General features: G+C 70.3%; 21 protein-coding genes. 16 read left to right on the top strand and 5 right to left on the bottom strand.

Annotated features, from left to right (window positions below; all coding sequences use genetic code 11):
- The first annotated feature begins 1 nt into the window (after position 1).
- Positions 2–1,033: an amidohydrolase family protein gene (locus tag EOD42_RS15345; RefSeq protein WP_127788438.1), complete on the top strand. Its 1,032-nt coding sequence runs from the start codon at positions 2–4 to the stop codon at positions 1,031–1,033.
- Positions 1,030–2,250 (top strand): ABC transporter substrate-binding protein, encoded by a 1,221-nt coding sequence (locus tag EOD42_RS15350; protein ID WP_127788439.1) that lies wholly within the window; start codon positions 1,030–1,032, stop codon positions 2,248–2,250. The genes EOD42_RS15345 and EOD42_RS15350 overlap by 4 nt, the downstream gene beginning before the upstream one ends.
- 252 nt (positions 2,251–2,502) lie before the next feature.
- Here EOD42_RS15350 and EOD42_RS15355 read toward each other — a convergent pair whose 3' ends face one another.
- Positions 2,503–4,098: a thiamine pyrophosphate-binding protein gene (locus EOD42_RS15355; protein WP_127788440.1), complete on the bottom strand. Its 1,596-nt coding sequence runs from the start codon at positions 4,096–4,098 to the stop codon at positions 2,503–2,505.
- Between the two features lie 128 nt (positions 4,099–4,226).
- Here EOD42_RS15355 and EOD42_RS15360 point away from each other — a divergent pair, with 128 nt between their 5' ends.
- Genes EOD42_RS15360 through EOD42_RS15370 form a run of 3 tightly spaced genes read left to right on the top strand, consistent with a single transcriptional unit; the run spans position 4,227 to position 7,356 of the window.
- Entirely contained in the window at positions 4,227–5,687 is a 1,461-nt protein-coding gene (locus tag EOD42_RS15360; RefSeq protein ID WP_456308111.1) for a circularly permuted type 2 ATP-grasp protein, read from the top strand.
- The gene (locus EOD42_RS15365) at positions 5,687–6,628 is read left to right on the top strand and encodes an alpha-E domain-containing protein (RefSeq protein ID WP_127788441.1); all 942 of its coding nucleotides are present in this window, start codon (positions 5,687–5,689) and stop codon (positions 6,626–6,628) included. Before EOD42_RS15360 ends, EOD42_RS15365 begins: the two co-directional genes overlap by 1 nt.
- Positions 6,625–7,356 (top strand): proteasome-type protease, encoded by a 732-nt coding sequence (locus EOD42_RS15370; protein WP_127788442.1) that lies wholly within the window; start codon positions 6,625–6,627, stop codon positions 7,354–7,356. Before EOD42_RS15365 ends, EOD42_RS15370 begins: the two co-directional genes overlap by 4 nt.
- A 203-nt stretch (positions 7,357–7,559) precedes the next feature.
- On the opposite strand, the gene EOD42_RS15375 is transcribed toward EOD42_RS15370, so the two are convergent.
- Both EOD42_RS15375 and EOD42_RS15380 read right to left on the bottom strand, forming a co-directional pair.
- Positions 7,560–8,858 carry a DEAD/DEAH box helicase gene (locus EOD42_RS15375; RefSeq protein WP_127788443.1) on the bottom strand — a complete coding sequence of 433 codons (1,299 nt, stop codon included), beginning with the start codon at positions 8,856–8,858 and terminating at the stop codon, positions 7,560–7,562.
- Positions 8,859–9,092: 234 nt separating this feature from the next.
- Positions 9,093–10,298 carry a LysR substrate-binding domain-containing protein gene (locus tag EOD42_RS15380; protein ID WP_127788444.1) on the bottom strand — a complete coding sequence of 402 codons (1,206 nt, stop codon included), beginning with the start codon at positions 10,296–10,298 and terminating at the stop codon, positions 9,093–9,095.
- 285 nt (positions 10,299–10,583) lie between these two features.
- Between EOD42_RS15380 and EOD42_RS15385 the strand changes: the two genes are divergently transcribed.
- The 10 genes from EOD42_RS15385 (at position 10,584) to EOD42_RS15430 (ending at position 21,130) form a co-directional block, all read left to right on the top strand.
- The gene (locus tag EOD42_RS15385) at positions 10,584–11,045 is read left to right on the top strand and encodes an acetyl-CoA carboxylase biotin carboxyl carrier protein (RefSeq protein WP_206020368.1); all 462 of its coding nucleotides are present in this window, start codon (positions 10,584–10,586) and stop codon (positions 11,043–11,045) included.
- Complete coding sequence (locus EOD42_RS15390) at positions 11,042–11,737, top strand: 5-oxoprolinase subunit B family protein (RefSeq protein WP_127788445.1); 696 nt, start codon at positions 11,042–11,044, stop codon at positions 11,735–11,737. Before EOD42_RS15385 ends, EOD42_RS15390 begins: the two co-directional genes overlap by 4 nt.
- Positions 11,734–12,723: a 5-oxoprolinase subunit C family protein gene (locus EOD42_RS15395; protein WP_127788446.1), complete on the top strand. Its 990-nt coding sequence runs from the start codon at positions 11,734–11,736 to the stop codon at positions 12,721–12,723. Before EOD42_RS15390 ends, EOD42_RS15395 begins: the two co-directional genes overlap by 4 nt.
- Entirely contained in the window at positions 12,720–13,073 is a 354-nt protein-coding gene (locus EOD42_RS15400; RefSeq protein WP_127788447.1) for an acetyl-CoA carboxylase biotin carboxyl carrier protein subunit, read from the top strand. The genes EOD42_RS15395 and EOD42_RS15400 overlap by 4 nt, the downstream gene beginning before the upstream one ends.
- Positions 13,074–13,084: 11 nt before the next feature.
- Positions 13,085–13,852, top strand: a complete 768-nt coding sequence (locus EOD42_RS15405; protein ID WP_127788448.1) for a LamB/YcsF family protein — start codon at positions 13,085–13,087, stop codon at positions 13,850–13,852.
- A 261-nt stretch (positions 13,853–14,113) separates the two neighbouring features.
- Positions 14,114–15,475, top strand: coding sequence for an acetyl-CoA carboxylase biotin carboxylase subunit (gene accC / locus EOD42_RS15410; RefSeq protein WP_127788449.1), 1,362 nt, complete (start codon positions 14,114–14,116; stop codon positions 15,473–15,475).
- Complete coding sequence (locus tag EOD42_RS15415) at positions 15,472–16,827, top strand: MFS transporter (RefSeq protein ID WP_240655175.1); 1,356 nt, start codon at positions 15,472–15,474, stop codon at positions 16,825–16,827. Before accC ends, EOD42_RS15415 begins: the two co-directional genes overlap by 4 nt.
- 14 nt (positions 16,828–16,841) lie before the next feature.
- Entirely contained in the window at positions 16,842–17,786 is a 945-nt protein-coding gene (locus EOD42_RS15420) for a 2-hydroxyacid dehydrogenase (protein WP_127788450.1), read from the top strand.
- A gap of 96 nt (positions 17,787–17,882) precedes the next feature.
- Positions 17,883–19,439, top strand: coding sequence for an ABC transporter substrate-binding protein (locus tag EOD42_RS15425; RefSeq protein ID WP_240655176.1), 1,557 nt, complete (start codon positions 17,883–17,885; stop codon positions 19,437–19,439).
- Positions 19,440–19,570: 131 nt separating this feature from the next.
- Positions 19,571–21,130, top strand: a complete 1,560-nt coding sequence (locus tag EOD42_RS15430; RefSeq protein WP_127788452.1) for a GMC family oxidoreductase — start codon at positions 19,571–19,573, stop codon at positions 21,128–21,130.
- A gap of 227 nt (positions 21,131–21,357) precedes the next feature.
- Here EOD42_RS15430 and EOD42_RS15435 read toward each other — a convergent pair whose 3' ends face one another.
- Positions 21,358–22,302 (bottom strand): tripartite tricarboxylate transporter substrate binding protein, encoded by a 945-nt coding sequence (locus EOD42_RS15435; RefSeq protein WP_127788453.1) that lies wholly within the window; start codon positions 22,300–22,302, stop codon positions 21,358–21,360.
- A 101-nt stretch (positions 22,303–22,403) separates the two neighbouring features.
- On the opposite strand from EOD42_RS15435, the gene EOD42_RS15440 reads away from it, so the two are divergent.
- Entirely contained in the window at positions 22,404–23,447 is a 1,044-nt protein-coding gene (locus EOD42_RS15440; RefSeq protein WP_127788454.1) for an LLM class flavin-dependent oxidoreductase, read from the top strand.
- Here EOD42_RS15440 and EOD42_RS15445 read toward each other — a convergent pair.
- A complete protein-coding gene (locus tag EOD42_RS15445) occupies positions 23,434–24,309 on the bottom strand; it encodes a PhzF family phenazine biosynthesis protein (RefSeq protein WP_127788455.1) in 876 nt (291 codons plus the stop codon). The two genes, EOD42_RS15440 and EOD42_RS15445, sit on opposite strands and share 14 nt — an antisense overlap.
- Positions 24,310–24,351: the final 42 nt, after the last annotated feature.

Raw genomic sequence — 24,351 nt, forward strand, 5'->3', positions numbered from 1 at the left:
CATGGCCGGCTTCCACAACCCGCACCTTCCGGTGCGGGACGACTGGCTGGCGCAGCAGGCCGAGGAGGCGATCGACCCCGGCCTGCCGATCATCGACCCGCACCATCATCTGTGGGACGTGGCGCGACCGCGCTATCTGCTGGATGAGCTGCTGGCCGACACGCGCGGCGGGCACAACATCCTGGCCACCGTCTTCGTGGAATGCCGCGCGATGTACCGCGCCGGCGGCCCCGAGCCGATGCGCCCGCTGGGCGAGACCGCCTTCGTGGCCGGCGTGGCCGCCATGGCGGAAAGCGGCCTCTATGGCCCCACCCGCGCCTGCGCCGGCATCGTGGGCCATGCCGATTTGCGGCTGGGCCACGCGGTGCGGGAGGTTCTGGAGGCACAGCTCGTCACCGGCGGCGGGCGCTTCCGCGGCATCCGCCACATCACCGCCTGGGATGCGAGCCCGGAGACGCGCAGCACCACCATCATCCCCCCGCCCGGGCTAATGAGTGACGCCGCGTTCCAGCAGGGTTTCTCGGAGCTGGAGCCGCTCGGCCTGTCCTTCGACGCCTGGCTGTATCATCCGCAATTGCCGGAGCTGATCGCGCTGGCCCGGCGCTTTCCGGGCACGCGGATCATCCTGGACCATCTGGGCGGGCCGCTCGGCGTCGGCCCGTACAGGCGGGAAGAATCCTTCGCGCCCTGGCGCGACAGCATCCGCGAATTGGCGCGATGCCCCAACGTGGCGGTGAAGCTGGGCGGGCTGGCCATGCGCACCCATGGCAATGCCTTCCATGAGCGCCCCGCCCCGCCCTCCAGCGCCGACATGGCCGATGCCTGGCGCCCCTGGATGGAGACCTGCATCGAGGCCTTCGGGCCCGACCGCTGCATGTTCGAGAGCAACTTCCCGGTCGACAAGGGCATGACCGGCTACACCGCGCTGTGGAACGCGTTCAAGCGGCTCGCATCGGGCGCCTCGCCCGGGGAGAAGGCCGCGCTGTTCCATGACACCGCCGCGCGTATCTACAACATCAAGGGGGAAGCATGATCCAGTTCACGAGGCGCGGCGCCATCGCCGCAACCGGCGCCATACCCGTCGCGGCCCGCGCGCAGAACCGGCCGGTGCTGCGGCTGGGCATCCTGGGCGACCTGTCGGGGCCGTATCGAGACCTCTCGGGCCTGGGCACCATGGCCTGCGTGCGGCTGGCCATCGCGGATGCCAAGGCGCAGGGCATCGACCTGGATGTCGAGGTGCTGCACGCCGACCACCAGCACCGCCCCGATGTCGGCACGCAGATCGCGCGCGAGTGGTTCGACCGCCGCGACGTGGATGCGATCCTGGAGGTCAACAACTCCGCCATCGCGCTGGCGGTGGCCGACCTGGCGCGGGAGAAGGACAAGCTGTTCCTGGCCACCGGCCCGGCGACGGCGGACCTGCACGGCAGCCGCTGCGGGCCCAACCATGTCCACTGGACCTATGACACCTGGATGCTGGCGCATGGCGCGGGCAGCGCCACGGTGCGGGCAGGCGGCGACAGCTGGTTCTTCCTGACCGCCGACTATGCCTTCGGCCATGCCCTGCAGCGCGACACGGCGCAGGCGGTGGAGGCGGCCGGCGGGCGCGTGCTGGGCCAGACGCGCTATCCCTTCCCCGCCACCACCGACTATTCCAGCTTCCTGCTGCAGGCCCAGGCCAGCCGCGCCAAGGTGCTGGGCCTGGCCAATGCCGGCACCGACACGGTGAACGCCGTGAAGCAGGCCCATGAATTCGGCCTGACGCGCCGCATGAAGCTGGTGGGCCTGCTGTGCCTGCTGGGCGATGTGCGCGCCATGGGCGCCGAGGCCGCGCAAGGGCTGTTGACCACCGAGCCCTTCTACTGGGACCTGAACGAGCGCACCCGCGCCTTCACCCAGCGCGTGCTGCCCGCGATGCCCACCGGCATCTACCCCAGCACCAACCACGCCGGCGCCTATTCCGCCGTGCTGCATTACCTGAAGGCGGCGAAGGCGCTGGGCGTGGCGGCCACCAAGGCCTCGGGCCGGGCCGCGGTGACGCAGATGAAGGCGATGCCGACCGACGACGACTGCTTCGGCCCCGGCAGCGTGCGGTCGGACGGGCGCAAGCTGCACCCCGCCTATCTGTTCGAGGTAAAGACCCCCGCCGAGGTGCGGACCGGCTGGGACCTGTACAAGCTGACCGGGACCATCCCGGCAGACCAGGCCATGCGGCCGCTGGCGGAGGGCGGGTGCACGATGGCGGGGTAGCGCCGTTCCGGGGCCTTGCCCCGGCCCCCGCGCAGGGGCTCTGCCCCTGCACCCCGCCAGGACCGTAGCGGCCCTGGACCCCGGGGAGTTGGCGCCAAACACTGATAGCTTTGATTATTATAATGAAATTGGCGCCCCGCTTACCCAGCGACGGCACCAGCTCCTATCAGGTCCAGGAGATATTATCTCCTGGCGGGGAGCTTGAGGGGCAGAGCCCCTCAAATCGGGGGCTCCGGGGGCAACGCCCCCGCCCTACCCCCGCAGCGCCTTGATCTGCCTCGGATAGCTCGACGCATCCACCCGCGCATCGATCAGCTTCGGTCCCGGCATGGCCAGTGCTTCCGTCACCGCGCGGCGCAGGCCCTCGTCGTCCTGCACGCGCCAGGAGGTGCCGCCCACGCCTTCCATCAGCGTCGCGAAATCGGCGCTGGGCCAATCGAGCCCGCCTTCGGGCAGTTCGCGGCTGCCTTTCTTGATGTCGATCAGGCTGAGCGTCGCGTCGTTGAACACCACCACCAGCAGGTTGGCCTTCAGCGCGGCGGCGGTGGCGAGTTCGCCCAGGCACATCAGCAGCCCGCCATCGCCGGTGAAGGCCACGGCGCCGCGCGCGGGGTCATGCAGGGCAGCCGCGATGCCGGCGGGCACGGCATAGCCCATGGTGGCCAGCCCGTTGGAGATCAGCAGGTCCCCCGGTTCCTTCGCCTGCCAGAAGCTGGTGCAGGGGAACATGTGCGCCCCCGCATCCACCGCCACGCGCGGGTTGGCGCCGGCGGCGCGGCAGGCGGCCTGCGTCACCTCGACCAGCGCCTGCGGGGAGATGCCGCGATTGCCCGAGGGGCCGTTGGACAGCGCCGCCTTCCAGGCCGCGCGGTGGGTCGCGATCTCGGCGGCCGTCCAGTCGCCGGCGGTGCCCGACAGCGCGGCCAGCGCCAGCCCCACATCGCCGGTCAGCGCCGCATCCGGCACCAGGTAATGCGGGTCGCGCGGGCAGGCGGCGATGTCGATGACGGGGGCCTGGAACTTCCAGGGCTGGGGCACCCATTCCATCGGGTCGCAGCCGGCCAGGATGATGAGGTCCGCCCCCGACAGGATCGGCACCTCGGCCGCGCCGCCGGTGAACACGCCGCCGAATTGCGGGTCCGCATCCGGCAGCACGCCCTTGGCCTTGTAGGTGACGAGCACCGGGCAACCGAGCGAGCGGGCCAGCGCGCGCAGGGCGCCCGCGTGGGGGATCGCCTCCAGCCCCACCAGGATGGCCGGGCGACGCGCCTTGGCCAGCAGGGCCTGGGCGGCGGCCAGGGGCGCTGCCTCAGGCGCGCGGGGCGGCGGCGGGGTGAAGGGGGCGGCGGGGGTGGATTCGAGCTGGGCGGCCTCGCCCGTCAGCTCGATCAGCACCGGGCCGCGCGGGGCGGAGAGGCTGGCGGCAATGGCCGCCTGGGCCACGGCGCCCGCCCCGTTCTCGGCCCGCAGCTGCGCCTTGGTCACGGGTTTGAGCAGCGCCGCGTGGTCCACGAACTGGTGGCAGGCGAAGGTCCGTTCCCTGGCGGTGAAGCCGTCGGCCAGCAGCACCACGGGTGCGCGTTCCAGGCTGGCGGTCGCAATGCCGTTGGCGACCGCCGAGACACCGGGGCCGCGCGTGGTCAGCACCGGGGTGGGCGCGCCCGTCAGCTCGGCCGCGACGCTGGCCATGATGGCCGCGCCGGTTTCGGTGCGGGCCAGGCGGAAGGGCATGCCCACCGCGCGCGCCGCCGCCATCAGGTCCAGGCTGCTGCCCCCGCCCGGCACACCATAGAGCGCGCGCGCCCCCGCCGCGTGCAGTGCCTGCACGATCACCTCGGCTGCATTCATGGACCTTCCCCCGGTCTGCTTATTGACTAGGCACAGAGTGCAACCAGAGGCTCTGCTTGACCACCCGCCCCGCTTGCTTTGCGGCGCAGGCCATGCCCTGTTTAACCGCAGGATACGGGGAGAAGAGCTTGACCGCCTTTGATGAGATGCGGGACGGCGCGGTGGCCGCGGCCACCTACGCCGAGATCCGCGCCTGGATCGAGCGCACCCCGCTCGAGGACCTGAAACGCAAGAGTTCCGAGGCGGAGCTGCTGTTCCGCAGGCTCGGCATCACCTTCGCCGTCTATGGCGAGGGCGGCGACCCTGAACGGCTCATTCCCTTCGACATCATCCCCCGGCTGATCGCGGCCAGCGAGTGGAAGTCCCTCTCGGCCGGGCTGGAACAGCGCGTGCGCGCGCTCAACGCCTTCATGCTCGATGTCTATTCCGAGCAGCGCATCCTGAAGGCCGGCATCGTGCCCAGCGAACTGGTGCTGGACAATGAGGCCTTCCAGCCCGCCATGGTGGGCTTCACGCCTCCGGGCGGCATCTACACCCACATCAGCGGCATCGACATGGTGCGCACGGGGCCCGACGCCTTCTTCGTGCTGGAGGACAACTGCCGCACGCCCTCCGGCGTGTCCTACATGCTGGAGAATCGGGAGGCGATGCTGCGGCTGTTCCCGCGCCTGTGCGCCCAGCACCGCCTCGCCCCCGTCTCGCGCTATCCGGAACACCTGCTGGCCACGCTGAAATCCGTGGCACCGGCCGAGGCAGGCCCCAACCCCACCGTGGTGGTGCTGACGCCGGGCAGCTTCAACAGCGCCTATTACGAGCACTGCTTCCTGGCCGACGAGATGGGCGTGGAAGTGGTCGAGGGCGTGGATCTGTTCGTCTCCGAGGACGACGTGGTGTTCATGCGCACCACCCGCGGGCCGCAGCGCGTGGACGTCATCTATCGCCGCATCGACGACGACTTCCTGGACCCCGAGGTGTTCCGCAAGGACAGCCTGGTGGGCGTGCCCGGCCTGATGCGCGCCTACAAGGCGGGCAACGTCACGCTGGCCAATGCGCCCGGCGCGGGCATCGCGGACGACAAGGCCATCTACCCCTATGTGCCCGAGATGGTGCGCTTCTACCTGAACGAGGAACCGAAGCTCGCAAACGTGCCCACCTATCTGTGCGACCGCGAGGAAGACCGCGCGGAGGTGCTGGCGAACCTGGACAAGCTGGTGGTGAAGCTCGCGCGCGGCTCCGGCGGCTACGGCATGATGATCGGCCCGCATGCGGATGAGACGATGCGCGCCGAATTCGCCCGCCGCATCACGGAAAAGCCCGGCGACTACATCGCCCAGCCCACCCTTTCGCTGTCCACCGTGCCGACCGTGACGGAAGGCGGCATCGCCGCCCGCCACGTGGACCTGCGGCCCTTCATCCTGTTCGGGAAGAACGAGATCTCCATCGTGCCCGGCGGGCTGACGCGCGTGGCCCTGCGGGAAGGCTCCCTCGTGGTCAATTCCAGCCAGGGCGGCGGCACCAAGGACACCTGGGTGCTGGAGGACGGGCCGGCCCGGCAGTCGCAAAGCCAGAGCCAGGGAGGAACGCCCTGATGCTGAGCCGTACCGCCGAAAGCCTGTTCTGGATGGCGCGCTATACCGAGCGCGCCGCCAATGTCGCCCGCAGCCTGGGCGTGGCCGGCCGCATGGCCTCCATGTCCGCAGCCCTGGAAGCCGAGAGCGCCGAGTGGAAGGGGATCCTGATCGCCAGCGGCGGCGAGGCGGGCTACCTGGAGAAATACCCGGCCGTCACGCCGGAAGCCGTGGTGGACTGGCTGGTGCGCGACCGCGACAACCCGTCCTCCATCTTTTCCTGCATCGCGGCCGCGCGGAACAACGCGCGCACCGTGCGCACGGCGCTGACGGTCGACATGTGGGGCGCCATCAGCGACACCTGGAACACCCTGCGCCGCATGCCCCAGGCCGAGACCAGCGGCGAGGCGCTGACCGGCTTCCTGGAATGGGTGCGCGAGCGCGTGCTGCTGTCCAACGGCGCCGCCACCGACACCATGCTGCGCGACGAGGCCTGGCGCTTCGTCCAGCTCGGCACCGCGCTGGAACGCGCGGACAACACGGCCCGCCTGCTGGACGTGCGGCACGCCATGCTGGCGCGCAACTCCACGGCCGAATACGCGCAGTGGCAGGCTGTGCTCGCCTCCTTCTCGGCCACCCGCGCCTATCAGTGGGTGTTCCGGGACCGGCTGGAACCCGCCCGCATCGCGGAGCTGGTGATCCTGCGCCCCGAGCTGCCGCGCAGCCTGGTCGCCTGCTATGCCCGGGTGAATGAGCTGCTGGACGCGCTGGCCGTCGGCCAGGGCGGCCGCAAGGGCGGGTGCCACGCCCAGGCGGCGGAAACCCTGTCCATGCTGACCGAAGGCAGCATCGACGCCATCATGGCCGAGGGCCTGCACGAGTTCCTGACGCGCATGATCGAGCGCACGGCGGAACTCGGCAACGCCATCCAGGACTTCTACATCCAGGTGGCCGAGGCGTGACCTACTGCCTCGGCCTCAACCTGGCCCAGGGGCTGGTGATGCTGTCCGACACGCGCACCAATGCGGGTGTCGACAACATCAGCACCTTCTCCAAGATGCAGATCCTGGAAGTGCCCGGCGAGCGCGTCATCTGCATGACCACCGCCGGCAACCTGGCCATCACGCAATCGGCCTGGGGATACCTGCAGGAAGGCGTGACGCTGGACGGCCGCCGCCAGAAACTGGCGGACATGCCCAACATGTTCCAGGCCGCCCGCCTGCTGGGCGCGGCCGTGCGCGAGGTCTACGAGGCCGACGGCAAGGCACTGGCCGCCCAGGGCATCGGCTTCGATGCCAGCTTCCTGCTCGGCGGGCAGATCGGCACCGAGGCACCGCGCCTGTTCCTGGTCTATGCCGCCGGCAACTTCATCGAGGCGACCCAGGACACGCCCTTCCTGCAGATCGGCGAGCACAAATACGGCAAGCCCATCCTGGACCGCGCCCTGAACTGGGACACGCCGCTGATGGACGGCGTGAAGCTCGCCCTCGTCAGCATGGACAGCACGCTGCGCTCCAACCTGACCGTGGGCATGCCGCTGGACCTGATGACGGCTGATCGCGACAGCCTGCACATCGGACGCTGGCGCCGCATCACCGAAGACGACCCGTACTTCTCCATGGTCCGCCAAGGCTGGTCGAACGCCCTGCGCAGCGCCCTGGTGGCCCTGCCGGCGCCTGAGTGGGGGTGAGCCCTGGGGCTTTGCCCCGGCCCCCGCCAGGAGCCTGTGGCCCCTGGCCCCACTTGAGTTAACTGAAAAAGCCGGAGAGGGACGATGTCCCTCTCCGGCTTTTTCAACTCCCGGTTTCCAAAGGCCTCTCGGCCTTTGGCGGGGTGCAGGGGCAGAGCCCCTGCGCGGGGGTTCCGGGGGCAAGCCCCCCAGGTCCACCCCATTCAGGCCGGGCGCGCGCCCTGGCGCTGCCCCTGCGGGCGGCCACCCTTGGGCGGCCCGCCCTGGGGCCGGCCGCCGCCGCCGGCGCGCTGCGGGCGGCCGCGGTGGGGGGGCTTGGGCCCGTTGCGCTTGGGTGCGCCGCCGCGGTTGGCCACGCGTTCCATGGGCTCGGACTTGTCGCGGCGCAGGTCTTCGCTGGGAAGGTCGATGCGGATCAGCTTCTGGACCTGCCAGAGCTTTTCCTTTTCCTCGACCGTGCACATCGCGATGGCGATGCCCGAGGCGCCGGCGCGCGCGGTGCGGCCGATGCGGTGGACATAGGCCTCGGGGGTGTCGGGCATGTCGTACTGGATGACATGCGTCACGCCGTCCACGTCGATGCCGCGGGCGGCGATGTCGGTGGCGACGAGCACGGGGGCGCTGCCCTTCTTGAACTCATAGAGCGCGCGCTCGCGCTGGCCCTGGCTCTTGTTGCCGTGGATGGCGTTGGAGTTGATGCCGTCCTGTTCCAGGTTCTTCACGATGCGGTCCGCGCCGTGCTTGGTGCGGGCGAACACCAGCGCGCGGCCGACGCCGGGGGCTTCCAGCAGCTCGGCCAGCTTCACGCGCTTGCGGTCGATGTCCAGCACCAGCAGCTTCTGGTCCACGCGCTCGGCCGTGGTCGAGACGGGCGTCACCTCGATGCGGGTGGGCTCGTTCAGGATCTCGGAGGCGAGCTTGGCCACTTCCGTCGGCATGGTGGCCGAGAAGAACATGGTGTGGCGCGGCTTGGGCAGGTTCGGCAGCAGGCGGCGGATCGCGGGCCAGAAGCCCTTGTCCAGCATCTGGTCGGCCTCGTCGAGGACCAGGATCTCGACGCCGCGCAGGGTCGCGGAGCCGGCGTCCAGATGGTCCTGCAGGCGGCCGGGGGTGGCCACCAGGATGTCCACGCCGGGCGACAGGGTGCGGCGCTGCGGGCCATGCGGCACGCCGCCCACGATCACGCCCACCGACATCTTCAGGTGGCGGCTGTAGTTCTTGAGGTTGTCGGCGATCTGGCTGGCCAGTTCGCGGGTGGGCGAGAGGATCAGCGCGCGGAAGCCGTTGCGCGGCGCGCGGGTCTTGCTCTCATGCAGGCGGTGCAGCAGCGGCAGGCCGAAGGCGGCCGTCTTGCCGGTGCCGGTCTGGGCGATGCCCAGCACGTCCTGGCCCAGCAGGGCGGAGGGGATGGCGCGGGCCTGAATCGGCGTGGGGTTCTCGTAGCCTTCCTCGGTGAGAGCACGGAGGATGGGCTCGGCGAGGCCAAGTTCGGTAAAGGACATGGGTGAAGTAAGCATCCAGATACGCCCGCAGCCCGAAAGGCGGCAGGTGAAGCGGCCGGACCCGCGTGATGGGGCCCTGTCTTGAGTGTCCGGGAGCGGCGTCCTACCCCAGTGCCTGCGGCAGTTCCCCGGCGGGGAACCGACCTCGCACCATTCACGCGGCTGGACGCGGCGGGCGTTGCCGCCCGCTGACAGCGCGCATGTAGTGCAGCGCAGCACGCCGCGCAAGGATGTTCATCGATGCAGGTCGCGGATCGTCTCGGCGAAGCGCCGCTGCAGCCAGGTCGGGCTCCAGTCCCGCCGGCTCAGCAGCCAGACGGGCCGGGTGGCCGCCGGCACGGAAAGCGGCAGGATGGCCAGCCCTTCCAGGGAATGGTCGCGCACCACGGCGCTGCGGGCCGCGACGGCCAGGAAGTCGCCTTCCATCACCAGGCCGCGCGTCAGCTCGAACAGGCGCGATTCCACCACGGGCTGGGGTGGGGCCAGCCCCTCGGCCTCGAACAGCGCGCGCAGCCGGGCGGCAGCACCGGTGCGCGGGTGCGGCGCCACCCAGCGCCAGGCCAGCAGGTCCCGCGCGGAAAGGTTGGACAGCCGCGTCAGCGGGTGACCGGGGCGGCAGATCACGCACAGCTCGCTCTGGCAGATCTCCTCGGCCATCAGGTCCTTGGGGATGTTGGGCCGCAACGTGCTGCAGATGTAGTCCAGCCTGCCGGAGCGCAGGGCCTGGAACATCGTCTCGTATTCATCCTGCACCACCAGGAAGCTGACGCGCGGCAGCTCTCCCGACAGGCGGCTGATGGCGGCGGGCAGGATGCCGGCGGCGGAGATGCGCACCGCGCCGATCGCGATCCGCCCCTCCGGCAGGCCGGCGATGCCGTTCAGGTCCTCACGCGCCGCGCGCAGCTCGGCCAGGGCCAGGTTGCAGGCGGCGGCGAATTCCTGGCCGGCAGCATTCAGGCTGGCGCCCGCGCGTTCCCGGTGCACCAGGGGGGCGCCGAGAACCTGTTCCAGCTCTCCCACCGCGCGGTGCAGGCTGGGCGGGCGCAGGCCGAGCTCGACGGCGGCGGCGCTGAAGCCGCCATGCTCGGCCATGGCGATCACGGCGCGCAGCTGCGGCATGGTCAGCATCGCGATGGCCTGCTCCGGGCGGGGCCCGCCCTCCTGCCCGGCGCGCAGCCGGGCCAGGGCGCGCAGCAGATAGGACAGGCAACGCTCCGTCCGGTGCGCCAGCGCGGCCCCGGCCTGGGTGCGCAGCAGCCCGCCTGCCCGGCGCTCGAACAGCTCCATGCCGAAGCGTTGTTCGAGGGCCGCGAGGCTGAGCGTGGCCGCGGGCTGGCTCAGCAGCATCTCCCGCGCGGCGGCGCGCAGGGACTGCCCGCCCGCCACCAGCAGGAAGAGCCGGAGCTGTCGCAGGTTCGGCAGGTCGGCGGGGATGGTCATGACGATTTAGCAAGAACCTATCACCCGCAACGCGCTTCAAATAGCGTCAGGCGGGGCTCGCGGCGCCAATCTGAGATCGTCCGATCCGGGCATGCATAAGGATTCGGCAATCGGTGCACAGGAACCGCGAAAAGAGTTCAGGGAAGTGAGGAAGATGCCGGCTGCCCCGCTTCACGGGCCGCCGCACGGGCGTAGGATGTGGTGATCCGAAGGTAGTGACTGAAGTTATGATGCCGAGTTTCAAAGAAGGCCGCGGGGCCCATGCCGCCGCAAGGACCGCCTGAGATGACCCCCGCAAGCCTGGACCTGGTCAAGCAGCTGATTGCGCTTCTGCCGCAATCGGGCGCCAGTGAGATCGAAGTCGCCGAAGGCGGTGTTCGCGTGCGCATCGTGGCGCGCGGCGCGACCTCGGGCGCCGTGGTGGCGGCACCTGTTGCCGCCCCCCCGGCCATGGCGGCCCCGCCGCCTACCGCCGAGCCGGTGCCCGCCGCTGCTCCCGCAGCCGGCGAGATCATCGTGAAGGCGACTATGCACGGCGTGTTCCACCGTGCCCCGGCCCCGGGCGCCCCGCCCTTCGTCGAGGTCGGCGCCACGGTCGGCAAGCGCCAGCAGCTCTGCATCCTGGAAGCGATGAAGGTGTTCAACGCCGTCAACGCCCCGCAGGAAGGCACCGTCACCGCCATCCTGGCCGAGAACGGCACCGATGTGGTGCTGGGCCAGCCGCTGTTCACCATCAAGCCGGCATGAGTATCGTTACCCTGGAGCGCGCGCGGGTCACCCCCTGCGGCGGCTCCGCGCTGTTGCTGGAGGCGGAGGGCGACCTGACCCTGCCGACCCAGATGGGCATCTGGAACATCGCGGACGAGATCCGCGACTGGCCCGGCGTGCTGGACCTGCAGCCCGGCATGAACAACCTGCTGGTCGTGCTGGACCCGGTCGAGGGCGATGCCGACGCCACCGCCGCCCGCATCCTGGCCCGCTGGCAGGACATCCCGCGCACCCGCACACTCGGCCGGCTGATCGAGGTCGATGTGGTCTATGGCGGCGAAGGCGGCATGGACATGCAGGAGCTGTGCGACATCGTGAAGCTGACGCCCGCCGAGGTGGCGGCCAGGCACGCCGCCCCGGAATACGTGATCTTCGCGCCTGGGGTCAGCCCTGGCTTCGGCTATCTGTTCGGGCTGGACCAGCGGCTGTTCTGCCCGCGCCGCCAGGTGCCGGTGATGCGCCCGGCCGGCGGCGGCGTGGCCATCGGCGGCGCGCAGTCCAATCTGGGCGCGCCCATCCGCCCCGGTGCGGCCACCATGAACCCCACCGGCTGGTATGTGATCGGCCGCGCCACCAACCCGCCCGTGCCCTTCGACCTGGACTATGACCCGCCCAACCGGGTCTCGCTGGGCGACCGCATCCGCTTCCGCATCGAGAGGCTGGACGCATGATCGAGATCATCGAGACCGCGCCGCTGAATGCGGTGCATGACCTCGGGCGGCTGGGCACGCGCTGCTACGGCATCGGGCGCTCCGGCGCGATGGACCGCGTGGCGCTGGCCGCCGGCAACGCCATGCTGGGCAATGACGCCAACGCCGCCGGCATCGAGGTGCAGCTGTTCCCGATCGTGCTGCGCTTCACGGTCGATACCATGGTGGCCGTGACCGGCGCGGATGCCGGCGCGCTGCTGGACGGCGTGCCCGTGCCCGCCTTCTGGGCCATGCCGGTGAAGGCCGGGCAGGAGCTGGAGCTGGTCTCCCCCGCCGATGGCATGCGCAGCTACGTCACGGTGGCCGGCGGCATCGACGTGCCGGTGGTGCTGGGGTCCCGCACCACGGCGCTGCGTGACGCCTTCGGCGGCTTCCAGGGCCGGGCGCTGAAGGCGGGCGACATGCTGCCCATCGGCGCCGCCCCTGCCCTGGCCGCGCGCGAAGCCGCGGGCTTCGGTGCCGCCAGCCCCTGGCATGCCGTGACGCGCCCCGCCTGCGGCGACGCGGCGCCCGACGACATCACGCTGCGCGTCGTCCCCGCCGGGGAATACGAGCAGTATGACGAGCCCTCCCAGGCCGCGCTCTGGGCGCAGCCCTGGACGGTGACGACCCAGAGCAACCGCCAGGGCTATCGCCTGCAGGGCGATAAGGCGCTGGTGCGCCAGCCGCTGGAAATGCGCTCGCACGGGATCGTGCCGGGCGTGGTGCAGGTGCCCCCTTCGGGCCAGCCCATCATCCAGCTGTCGGACGGCAATTCGGCCGGCGGCTATCCCAAGATCGGGGTGGTGATCGACGCCGACCTGTGGCGCGTGGCCCAGGCCGCCCCAGGCCGCCGCCTGCGCTTCGTGCCCTGCACGCCGGCATTGGCGCGTGAGGCCGAGCGCGAACTGGCGCATTACCTCGACACGCTGCGCCGGCAATCGGCCTGGGTCAGGAGGGCGGCATGATCCTCTCCCCTTCCCAGATCGCGGAGCTGACCGCGCTGATGCGCGCCCATGGCGTGGACACGCTGGAAATCAGCGAAGGCGCGGACAGCATCCGGCTGGTGGCCGCGGCCGGCGCCGCCGCTGCCCCGGCCGCGCCCGCCACCGCCAAGGCGACCGCCCCCGGTGTCGGCACGTTCGCGCCCCTGGCCTGCCCCGGCCAGGCCGTGCAGCCCGGCCAGGTGCTGGGCACCATCGATGCCGGGCTTGTCCGCCGCCCCGTCACCGCTCCCTGCGCGGGCACCATCCTGCGCCTTCTCGCCGAGCCCGGCAGCCTTGCCGGTTTCGGCACCCCTCTCTTTGAAATCAACTGACGGAGGACGCCATGAAGATCGACCTCAATTCCGACCTGGGCGAAGGCTTCGGCCGCTGGAAAAGCGGCGATGACGAGGCGCTGATGAAGATCATCTCCTCGGCCAATGTCGCCTGCGGCTATCACGCCGGCGACGCCATCATCATGCACCGCATGGTGGAGCTGGCGAAGGAGAACAAGGTGGCGCTGGGCGCCCATGTCGGCCTGCCGGACCTGCTGGGCTTCGGCCGCATCCCGATGGATATCAAGCCGCGCGACATGCAGAAGCACGCGCTGTACCAGCTGGGCGCGCTGGCCGCGATCGGCCAGGTGGGCGGCTACAAGGTGACGCACGCCTCCAGCCACGGCGCTATGGGCCAGATGGGCATCGCCAACCCCGAATTCGTCGAGATGCTGTTCGACGTGTTCAAGGCCTTCGACAAGGACATCATCGTGGCCCCGCAGCCGGGAAGCCACGGCATGGGCTATGCCAAGAAGATCGGCCTGCGCACCGTGTGCAAGATCTTCGCGGACCGCGCCTATGACGACAATTGCCGCCTGGTGAACCGCAAGATGCCGAACTCGGTCATCACGGACCTGAAGGAAGTCGAACAGCGCCTGATCCAGCTGATGGACGACAGCACCATCACCGCGCAGTCCGGCAAGCGGATGAAGGTCGATGCCCAGTGCATCCTGGTGCACAGCGACACCAAGGGCGCGGTCGAGATCGCCCGCACGGTGCGCGAGACGGTGGAAAAGGGCGGCGGGCAGATCGTGCCGCTGACCGAGCTGGCGTCGTAAGGCGAGGGGCTTCGCCCCCTCGACCCCCAGCAGGGGCTCTGCCCCTGCACCCCGCCAGGAAACTCAGTTTCCTGGACCTTCGGCAAGTTGGTGCCGGCCTGGGGAACGGGTCTTTAGTTTTAATATCTTGGCGCCCGCCTTTCAGGCTCTGGCGCCAATCATCGGTTTCCAAAGGCCTTTCGGCCTTTGGCGGGGTGTTTGAGGGGCAGAGCCCCTCAATGGGGTCCGGGGCAACGCCCCGGGGCGGCATAAGGTGAGCGCATGTCTTTCGACACAGTCCTGGTAGCCAATCGCGGCGAGATCGCCCTGCGTGTCATCCGCGCCTGCAAGGCGCTGGGCCTGCGCAGCGTGGCCGTGTTCTCCGAGGCCGACCGGGGCGCGTCCTACCTGGCGCTGGCCGATGAGGCGGTGTGCATCGGCCCTGCCCCCGCGCGTGCCAGCTACCTGGATGGCCAGGCCGTGCTGATGGCGGCCCTGGCCACCGGCGCTCAGGCTATCCATCCCGGCTACGGCTTCCTGGCCGAGAACGGCGATTTCGCCGAGGCGATCGAGCAGGCCGGCCTGCAGTTCATCGGCCCGACGGCCGAGGTGATCCGCCTGATGGGCGACAAGATCACCGCCAAGGCCGCGATGAAGCAGGCGGGCGTGCCTTGTGTTCCCGGCAGCGACGGCGCCTTGCCCGATGACCCGGCGGCCTGCGCCGCCCTGGCCGAGCGGATCGGCTACCCCATCATCGTGAAGGCCGCGGGCGGCGGCGGCGGGCGCGGCATGCGCATGGTGCGCAGCGCGGATGAGTTGGCGACGGCGGTGGCCACGACGCGTGAGGAAGCGCGCCGCGCCTTCAACAACCCCGAGCTCTACATGGAGAAGTTCCTGGAGCATCCCCGCCATGTGGAGATCCAGGTGCTGTGCGACCATCACGGCAACGCGGTGTGGCTGGGTGAGCGCGACTGCTCCGTCCAGCGCCGCCACCAGAAGGTGATCGAGGAAGCCCCCGCCCCCGGCATTCCCCGCGAAGCGGTCGCGGCGCTGGGCGAACGCTGCGCGGCGGCCTGCCGCGCCATCGGCTATCGCGGCGCCGGCACCTTCGAGTTCCTGTATGAGGACGGCGTCTTCGCCTTCATCGAGATGAACACCCGCGTGCAGGTGGAACACCCGGTGACGGAGCTGACCACCGGCATCGACATCGTGCGTGAGCAGATCTCGGTGGCCCAGGGCAACAAGCTGTCCTTCACCCAGGCCGACATCCAGCGCGCGGGCCATTCCATCGAGCTGCGGATCAACGCCGAGGACCCGTTCACCAGCATCCCCTCCCCCGGGCATGTGGCGGTGTGGCATGCCCCGGGCGGGCCCGGCCTGCGGGTGGACAGCCACATGGTCTCGGGCGCCGAGGTGCCGCCGCATTACGACAGCCTGATCGCCAAGATCATCGCCCATGCGCCGACGCGTGAGGCCTGCCTGGACCGCCTGCTGGGCGCCCTGCGGGAATTGCGGGTGGAGGGCATCACGGTGAATGCCGACCTGCACCGGCTGGTGCTGTCCGACCACGCATTCCGCCAGGGCGGCGTCACAATCCACTACCTGGAAAAGCGCCTGGAGGCGGAGCGCGAGGCCGCCGCGTGATCGCGGCCAACGCCGAGGACGGGATCCCGACGCCGCAGCGGCATCTGGCGATCGCGACCATGGCCATGGCCGTGTTCATGTCCGCCGTCAGCGCCAGCATCGTGAACGTGGCGCTGCCGGTGCTGGGGCGTGAGTTGCAGTCCACCCCCAGCGAGGCCGTCTGGATCGTCTCCTCCTTCCAGATCGCCATGGCCGCCTGCCTGCTGCCCTTCGCGGCATTGGGTGAGATCCATGGCTATCGCAAGGTGTACCTGGCTGGGCTGGTGGTGTTCACCCTGGCCTCGGCGGGGGCGGCCATGGCCGATAGCCTGCCGGCCCTGACCTTCTGGCGCGTGGTCCAGGGGCTGGGCAGCGCGGGCATACTGGGCGTGAACACCGCCATCCTGCGCTTCGTCTATCCGCGCCGGCTGCTGGGGCGGGGCGTGGGCATCAACGGCTTCATCGCAGCCACATCGGCCACCATCGGCCCGCCGCTCGGCTCCGCGCTGCTGGCGCTGGGGGATTGGCGTTGGCTGTTCGCGCTGAACGTGCCGGTGGCGCTGGTCGCGCTGGGCCTGGCCGTCGCCTCCATTCCCGACACCCCCCGCGCGCAGCGCCGCTTCGACCCCGTCGAGGCCGCCCTCAGCGCACTGGCCATCGGCGCCTTCCTGGCGACCGCCAATGCCCTGGCGCAGGGCTTTCCCTGGGGGCTGGTCGCGATGTCGGCCATGGTCTGCGCGGTGGCGGGCTGGCTGCTGGTCACGCGCGGGCATGGGCGCGCGGCGCCGCTGCTGCCGCTCGATCTGTTCCGCATCCCGATGTTCCGGCTCTCGGCCATCGTCTCCGTCTGTTCCTTCACCGCGCAGATGCTGGCCCTGGTCGCATTGCCCTTCTTCCTGGAGCGCCACGCGGCGGGCGGGGCTGCGCTGATCGGGCTGCTGATGGCGCCCTGGTTCGCGGCCTCCATGGCCAGCGCGGTGGCCGCCGGCTGGCTGGCCGACAAGATCTCCACCGGGCGCCTGGGCGGCATCGGGCTGCTGCTGTTCGGCGCGGGGCTGGCCGCACTGGGCCTGCTGCCGGAACAGGCGGCGGCCTGGGACGTCGCCTGGCGCATGGCGCTGTGCGGCCTGGGCTTCGGCTGCTTCCAGTCGCCCAACAACCGGGAGCTGATCGCCTCCGCGCCGCCATCCCGCACGGGGGCCGCCAGCGGCACGCTGGGCACCGCGCGCATGCTGGGGCAATCGCTCGGTGCCGCGCTCGCCGCCCTGCTGCTCGCGCATTTCCATGACACCGGCGGCATGGCGGCTTTGCTGGCCGGTGCCGCCATTGCCATTCTCGCCGCCAGCGTCAGCACGCTGCGCAAACCTTCCTGACCGGAGACTATCCCATGACCACCGATGTGGTGCTGCTGTCCGACTCCCCCGCCTATCGCAACACGCTGGGCGAGGGCTTCATTGTGCATGAGGCGCACAAGACCGGCATCGAGGGCCTGCCCGCCGAGGTGCGCGCGAATGCCCGCATCCTCATCACCTCGGGCTTCACGGGGGCAAGTGCCGCCCAGATGGACCAGCTGCCCAAGCTCGGGCTGATCTGCTGCCTGGGCACGGGCTATGAGAACATCGACGTGAAGGCGGCCCTGTCGCGCGGGCTGACCGTGACCCACGGCGCGGGCACCAATGCCGCGGCCGTGGCCGACCACGCCATGGGCATGCTGCTGGCCATGATGCGCGACATGCCGCGCGCGGACCGCCTGGCCCGCCAGGGCACCTGGCGCAACGACCTCGGCCCCCGCCCGACCGCCACCGGCAAGCATCTGGGCATCATCGGCCTGGGCGGCATCGGTGAGCGAATCGCCCGCCGCGCCGAGGGCTTCGAGATGAAGATCAGCTACACCACCCGCACCCCGCGCCCGCAGGTGCCCTGGACGCATGTGCCCAATGTGCTGGACCTGGCGCGCCAGGTGGATGCGCTGATCGTGGCGGCCCCCGGCGGTGCCTCCACCTATCACATGATCAACGCCGAGGTGCTGGAGGCGCTGGGCCCCAAGGGCGTGCTGGTCAATATCGGCCGCGGCAGCGTGGTGGATACCGAGGCTCTGGTGGCCGCGCTGAAGGCCAACACCATCCTGGGCGCGGCACTGGATGTGTTCGAGCAGGAGCCGCATATTCCCGAGGAGCTTCGCGCGCTCGACAACGTGATCCTGACGCCGCACATGGCGTCCTGGGCGCCGGAGGTACGGCAGGCCTCGGTGGAGCTGCTGCAGCGGAACGTGGCGCTTTTCCTGGCAGGTCAGCCCGTCGCCTCGGCCATCCCGGAGCATCGCGCGGCCTGAAGCGTCACAATCGCCCGGGCGCCGCGTTGACGTAATAGGCTACCGCATCCAGCATCCCCGGCCATCAACCTCCGGGGATTGAAGACGATGCGTGTGATGCGACGCCTGGGCCTGGTCGCGGCCGCCCTCGCCGGGCTTGCGGGGGCGCCCAAGCCCTCCCCCGCCGCCAACCTGACCGCCGTGCTGGAAGCCGAGATCGTCACGCTCGATCCGCACTTCATCGGCGCCTACATCACGCGCACCTTCGGCTACATGGTGTTCGACACCCTGTATGCGCCGGACAGCAACTTCAATTACCGCCCGCAGATGGTCCAGGGGCACACCGTCTCCGACGACCGGCTGACCTGGACCTTCACGCTGCGTCCGGGCCTCGCCTTTCATGACGGCCAGCCGGTGCGCGCGCAGGATGTCGTGGCATCCCTGCAGCGCTGGGCGACGCGCGCGGCCCTCGGCGGCCGGCTGATGGCCGTGACCGAGAGCCTGACGGCCACCGACGAGCGCACCTTCGTCCTCAAGCTGAAGGAGCCCTACGGGCTGGTGATCGAGACGCTCGGCACCATGGCCTCCCCCACGCCCTTCATCATGCCCGAGCGCCTGGCGCGCACCCCGGGCACGGAGCGCATCACGGAGATCGTGGGCTCCGGCCCCTTCATCTATTCCCGCGCCGACCACCGCCAGGGCGACCGCATGCTGCTGCGGCGCAACCCGAACTACGTGCCGCGCGATGAGCCCGCGGACTTCCTGGCCGGCGGCAAACGCGTGATGATCGACGCGCTGGACATCCGCGTGGTGCCCGATGCCGGCACGGCGGCGGCCGCCCTGCAGGCCGGCCAGATCGACTACATGCAGTACGCGCCCTTCGACCTGCTGCGGAACTTCGAGCGCGACCGCCGCATCACCGTGCAGAACTTCACCGGCGCGCACATGTTCACCGGCCATTACCGGCTGAACCATGCCAACCCGCCCTTCAACGACCCCGCGATCCGCTCCGTACTGCTGCGGCTGGTGGATCAGGCGGAGGTGATGGCGGGCTTCGGGCTGGACCAGCGCTATGCCCGCACCTGCCAGGCCTTCTTCACCTGCGGCGGGCCGAATGAGAGCGCGGCCGGGGTCGGCCCCGTGACCGATCCCTCGATCGAGGCCGCGCGCACCGCGCTGCGCGCCACGCGCTACAACAACGAGCCCATCGTGCTGATGGTCGCGTCCGACCTGGAGGCCGCGCGGGTTTCCACCGACATCCTGGCCGACCGCATGCGCCGCGCGGGCTTCAACGTGGATGCGCAGGTGACCGATTGGGCCACGCTGCTGGCCCGCCGCACGCGGCGCGAGGGCTGGCACATCTATGGCGTGCACGCGCTGAACGTGGACCTCGGCAACCCGCTGACCAACTCGGTCATCAACTTCAACTGCCAGGATACGGGCACCGCGGGCTTCATGTGCTTCCCGCGCCTGAATGAGCTGTACGACGCCTTCGCCCGCGCGCCGGATGCCGCCTCCCGCAGGCCGCTGGTCGATGAGATGCAGCAGATCATCTACTCCCAGGGCGTCGCGGTGCCCTGGGGCCAGTTCGCGCAGCCCGCCGCCTTCCGCAGCAACCTGCGCAACATGATCCCGTCCGCCATTCCGCTGTTCTGGAATGTCGAGAAGCCGTGAGACACAGGGCCGGGGGCCCTGCCCCTGGCCCCCGCCAGGACCTGCCTGACTGATCGGCTGATTGTTGGTTTCCAGCGGGCCGCGCCCGCTGGAGGGGTGCGGGGGCGAAGCCCCTGCCATGGAGAAGTGCAATGTATGATGTGATCGTCGTCGGTGCCGGTTCCGCCGGTGCGGCCCTGGCCGGCCGGCTCTCGGAAAACCCCAACCGGCGCGTGCTGCTGCTGGAAGCCGGGCGCGACTGGCGCGCGGCCGAGGCGCCGGCCGCCGCGCGCTCCGCCAATATCATCCCCTTCATGCACGACCCGCGCCACCAGGCCGAATGGCAGTGGCCGCACCTCGTCACCCGCCGCACCAAGGCGCAGGAGCCGAAATTCTACTGGCGCGGCAAGGCGCTGGGCGGGTCCTCGCTGGTGAATGCCCAGATCGCCATCTGGGGCGTCGCCGCCGCCTTCGACAGCTGGGCCGAGGCCGGCTGCGAAGGCTGGTCCGCGAAGGAGGTGATGCCCCTGTTCGCCAAGATGGAGGACGACCCCGAGATGGCGGGCGTGGCCCATCACGGCCAGGGCGGGCCCATTCCCGTCTATCGCGCCCCGCAGGAGACATGGGGCCCGGTGGACAAGGGCCTGCGCGATGCGGGGCTGGCCCTCGGCTATCCCTGGAACCCGGACCTCAACGCCCTGAGCGGCGAGGGCGTGGCCTGCTACCCGATCAACAGCCGCGGCCTGCAGCGCGTGACCACCAATGACGGCTATCTGGAGCCCGCGCGCGGCCGCGCCAACCTGACCATCCAGGGCGGCGCGCTGGTGGACAAGGTGCTGGTGACCGACGGCCGGGCCACCGGCCTGCGCGTGCGCATCGACGGCGTCTGGCAGGACATCACGGGCCGCGAGATCGTGCTGTGCGCGGGGGCGGTGCATTCGCCCGCCATCCTGCTCCGCTCGGGCCTCGGCCCCGCAGCCGAGCTGAAGGCGCTGGGCATCGACGTGGTGCGCGACATGCCGCATGTGGGCAAGCACTTCATCGACCATCCCGTCATCCGCGCGACGCTGGCGCTGAAGGACGAGCTGGCCTGCAAGGACCCGGCCGCGCGCCACACCAACTGCTGCGTCACCTATACCTCCGGCCTTGCGAATGGCGGCGAGCGGGACATGATCCTGATCGGGTTCAACCACCGCAACCTGCCCATGGGCGATGTGCCGAACCCGGCCGGCGGCGTGGCGGCGGGGCTCTACAACGCATTCTCCGAAGGTGAGCTGACGCTGCGCTCGGCAGACCCCGAGATCGACCCGATCGTCGAGGAGAACATGCTGGACGATGCGCGCGACCTGCTGCGCATGCGCGATGCGGTGAAGCGGCTGGCGGCCCTTTCGGCCCAGCCCGCGCTGGCCGGCATCTGCGACCAGATCACCTTCGCCGAAACCGACCTCTCGATGGACCAGGCCGCCAACCTGCCCGCCGCGGAGCTGGACCGGCTGATGCAGGAGCAGGCCGGCGATATACAGCATGCCGCCGGCACCTGCCGCATGACCGCCTATGAGGACCCGCGCGGCGTGGTGAACCCGGACCTGACGGTGAAAGGCATCGAAGGCCTGCGCGTGGCCGACGCCGCGATCATGCCGACCGACTGCCGCGCCAACACCCACTTCACCTGCGTGATGATCGGGGAATGGCTGGCCAGGAAGATGGGGTAGGACGGGGGCCTTGCCCCCGATCCCCCACCGAGGGGCTCTGCCCCTCGGCTCCCCGCCAGGAGATCATATCTCCTGGACCTGATAGGAGTTTGGCGCCCGACCTTAGCAGGATCGGCACTATTTTATTATTAAAATCAAAATCGTATGGATGACACACCAACTCGCCGGGGTCCAGGGCCGCTACGGTCCTGGCTGGGGCCCCGGGGGCAAGGCCCCCGTAGCGCGCCCTACCCCGCCCGCCACGGCTTCGTCCGCCACATCGCTCCATAGGCGGCGCTCTGTTCCTCGACGAAGCGCGTCATCTCCGGCCGGTTCATGTGCCGCACGATCACGAAGTCCCGCTCGGCCATCGCGCGGAACTCCGGGTCGGCGGCGGTCTGGCGCACCGCTTCCTCCCACCGCGCCACCAGCGCGGGCGGGCAGCCCGCCGGCAGGGCGAAGCCCCGCGCGGAGCCCGCGGCCACCTCGTATCCCTGCTCCATGGCGGTCGGCAGGTCGGGCGCGCGGGCCCAGCGTTGGCGCTCCATCAGCGCCACGATGCGCAGCGCACCCTGCAGATGCGCCCGCACCGTCAGGCTGACGGTGGAGACGGAGCCCATCACATGCCCGCCCTGGACCAGCTGCATCGCCTGCCCCGCGCCCACCATCGGCACCCAGGAGAACTTAACCCCCGCCGCGTTCTCCAGCTGCATCAGCGCCAGGTGCGGCGCGCTGCCCACGCCGGCGCCCGCGATGGTGATTTCCTCGGGGCGCGCGCGGGCGGCCTCCACTAGGTCCCGCAGGGTGCGGAACGGCGTGTCGTTGCCGACGAAGATCGTATAGGGCTCGTCGGTCAGCAGCCCGGCATAGGCGAAGCTGTCGGTGCGATAGCGCGGTGTGTTGTCGTACAGCGCCGTGACCAGCGCGGGGAAGGACACCAGGGCTGCCGTGCGGCCATCGGGGGCCGCGGCGGCCACCTCGTTCAGCATGATCATGCCGCCGGCGCCCGCCCGGTTCACCACCACGATGGGCGTGCCCAGGCTGCGCTCCAGGAAGGGTGCGGCCATGCGCGCGGCCAGGTCGATGTTGCCGCCGGGCGCGAAGCCCACCAGCAGTTGCACCGGTCTTTCCTGGGCGTGCGCCACGGCAGGGATGCCCAGGCCGGCGGCAAACAGGGGGCGGCGACGCGGCATGGGCGGTTCCGGGCTCGATTGCCAGACAATGCTGCGCCGCGTTTGCCTGCTTGCCCAGCGTTTTTCCTCGGCTAGGCTGACCGCAACCCAAGGAACGCCCGATGCGATTCAGCAACTTCCTGTTCCCCGAAAGCGGATCCCCCGACCGCGACGGCATGATCATCCGCGACAGCCTGGAGGAAGCGAAGCTCTGCGACGAGCTGGGCGTCGAGGTCATCTGGCTGGCCGAGCACCATTTCGACGGCAACTGCGCCTATGTGGACCCGGTCAGCTTCGCGGCCGCCGTGCTGGCCGCGACCAAGCGCATCAAGGTGGGTTTCGCGGTGGCGCAGGTCTCGCTGCACCACCCCATCCGGCTGGCCGAGCAGATGTCCATGCTGGACCAGCTGTCCGAGGGGCGGGTCATCGTCGGCCTCGGGCGCGGCACCGCCTACAACATCTACGAATACCAGGGCTACGGCATCCCGGCCGAGGAATCCCAGGCGCGGTATGAGGAAGCCGAGGGCATCATGCTCCAGGCCTGGAACAGCCCGCAGGGCTTCGAGCACCACGGCCAGTTCTGGCAGCTGAAGGTTCCGGGGCTGCGGCCGAAATCCTACACCCAGCCGCATCCCTATGTGGTGCGCGCGGCGTCCTCCGAGGAAGGCGCCCTGCACCTGGCCCAGCGCGGCCTGCCCTTCATGATGAATGTGCAGTCCATCGAGACCACGCGCACGCGCCTCGGCCTGTATCGCCAGGAAATGGCGAAGGCCGGCTATGGAGAGGCGCATATCGCCCAGTGCCTCAAGGAAAGCTGGGTGTGGCGCAACGTGGTGGTGGCCGAGACCGACGAGGAGGCCGAGCGCATCGGCGTGCCGGCCTTCGAGGAAATGCAGGCCGCCCGCAAACGCCTGCGGGAGAAGGTGCAGCGCGAACAGGGCCTCATCATGAAGAAGGAGACGGCGCCGCCCGCGCGCGTCGATGTGCGCCACGCGCTGATCTACGGCTCACCCGCCACGGTCGCAGCCCGCATGGCCGAGATCGACGAGACGGGCGTGGGCGGGGTGATCTGTTCCTTCCGCCTCGGGCCCATGGGGGCGGAGGCGGCGGCCAACTCCATCCGCCTGTTCATGGAACAGGTGGCGCCCCGTTTCAGTCGAGCGTGACCTCGCCGCTGAACACCGGTACGCAGGACCCGCCGACGGAGGCGCGATAGCCGTCGCCGGCCAGCCAGGCCCGGGTCTTGAGCAGGCTCGGGCGGCCCATCTCCACGCCCTGCACCATGTCCCAGGCGCCCTCGGTGCCGCCCTGCATGGCCAGCAGCAGGGCGGCGAGCGGCGTGGCGGCGCTGCCGGTTGCCGGGTCCTCCATGGTGGTGGAGGAGAACATGCGCGTGCGGATGCGCTCGCCGTCCCGCGCGTAGATATAGAGCGCGGCGCGCCCCTTCAGCTGCGGGATGTTGGCGGCCAGCTTGCGGGCCTCGGCCTGGTTGGGGGCTGCGCGGGTCAGCGCCTCGGGCGTGACCTCGGCGATCAGGAAGGGGTTGCCCACGCTGGCGCGTACCGGCAGGTGGGTCGTGGTCAGGATGTCGTCCTCCGACAGGCCGGCGAGCGGGGCCAGCGCCTCGGCCGGGTATTTCTCGAAGCTGGCGAGCGGCTGGGGCGCGGCGATGGTGGCCGTCGCCAGGCGCCCGTCCTCATGGCCCAGCTCGATATGCACCAGCCCCGCGATCTCCTCGAAGATCAGCTTGTTGTCGCGCGCGTATTCGGCCAGCACCCAGCCGGTGCCCACATTGGGGTGGCCGGCGAAGGGCATCTCGGCCACGGGCGTGAAGATGCGCACCTGGGCGGTGTGCGCCGGGTGGCTGGGCGGCAGGACGAAGGTGGTCTCGCTGAGATTGAACTCGCGGGCCAGGGCCTGCATCTCGGCGTCGGTCAGGCCGCGCGCGTCGGGGAATACCGCCAGCGGGTTGCCGCCGAAGCGGGTGGTGGTGAAGACGTCGAGCGTCACGAAACGAAAGCTGCGCATGGGCGGAACCATGCCCGTGGCGCCTGGACAGCGCCAGCCATC

The sequence above is a fragment of the Rhodovarius crocodyli genome (assembly GCF_004005855.1).
GTDB lineage: Bacteria > Pseudomonadota > Alphaproteobacteria > Acetobacterales > Acetobacteraceae > Rhodovarius > Rhodovarius crocodyli.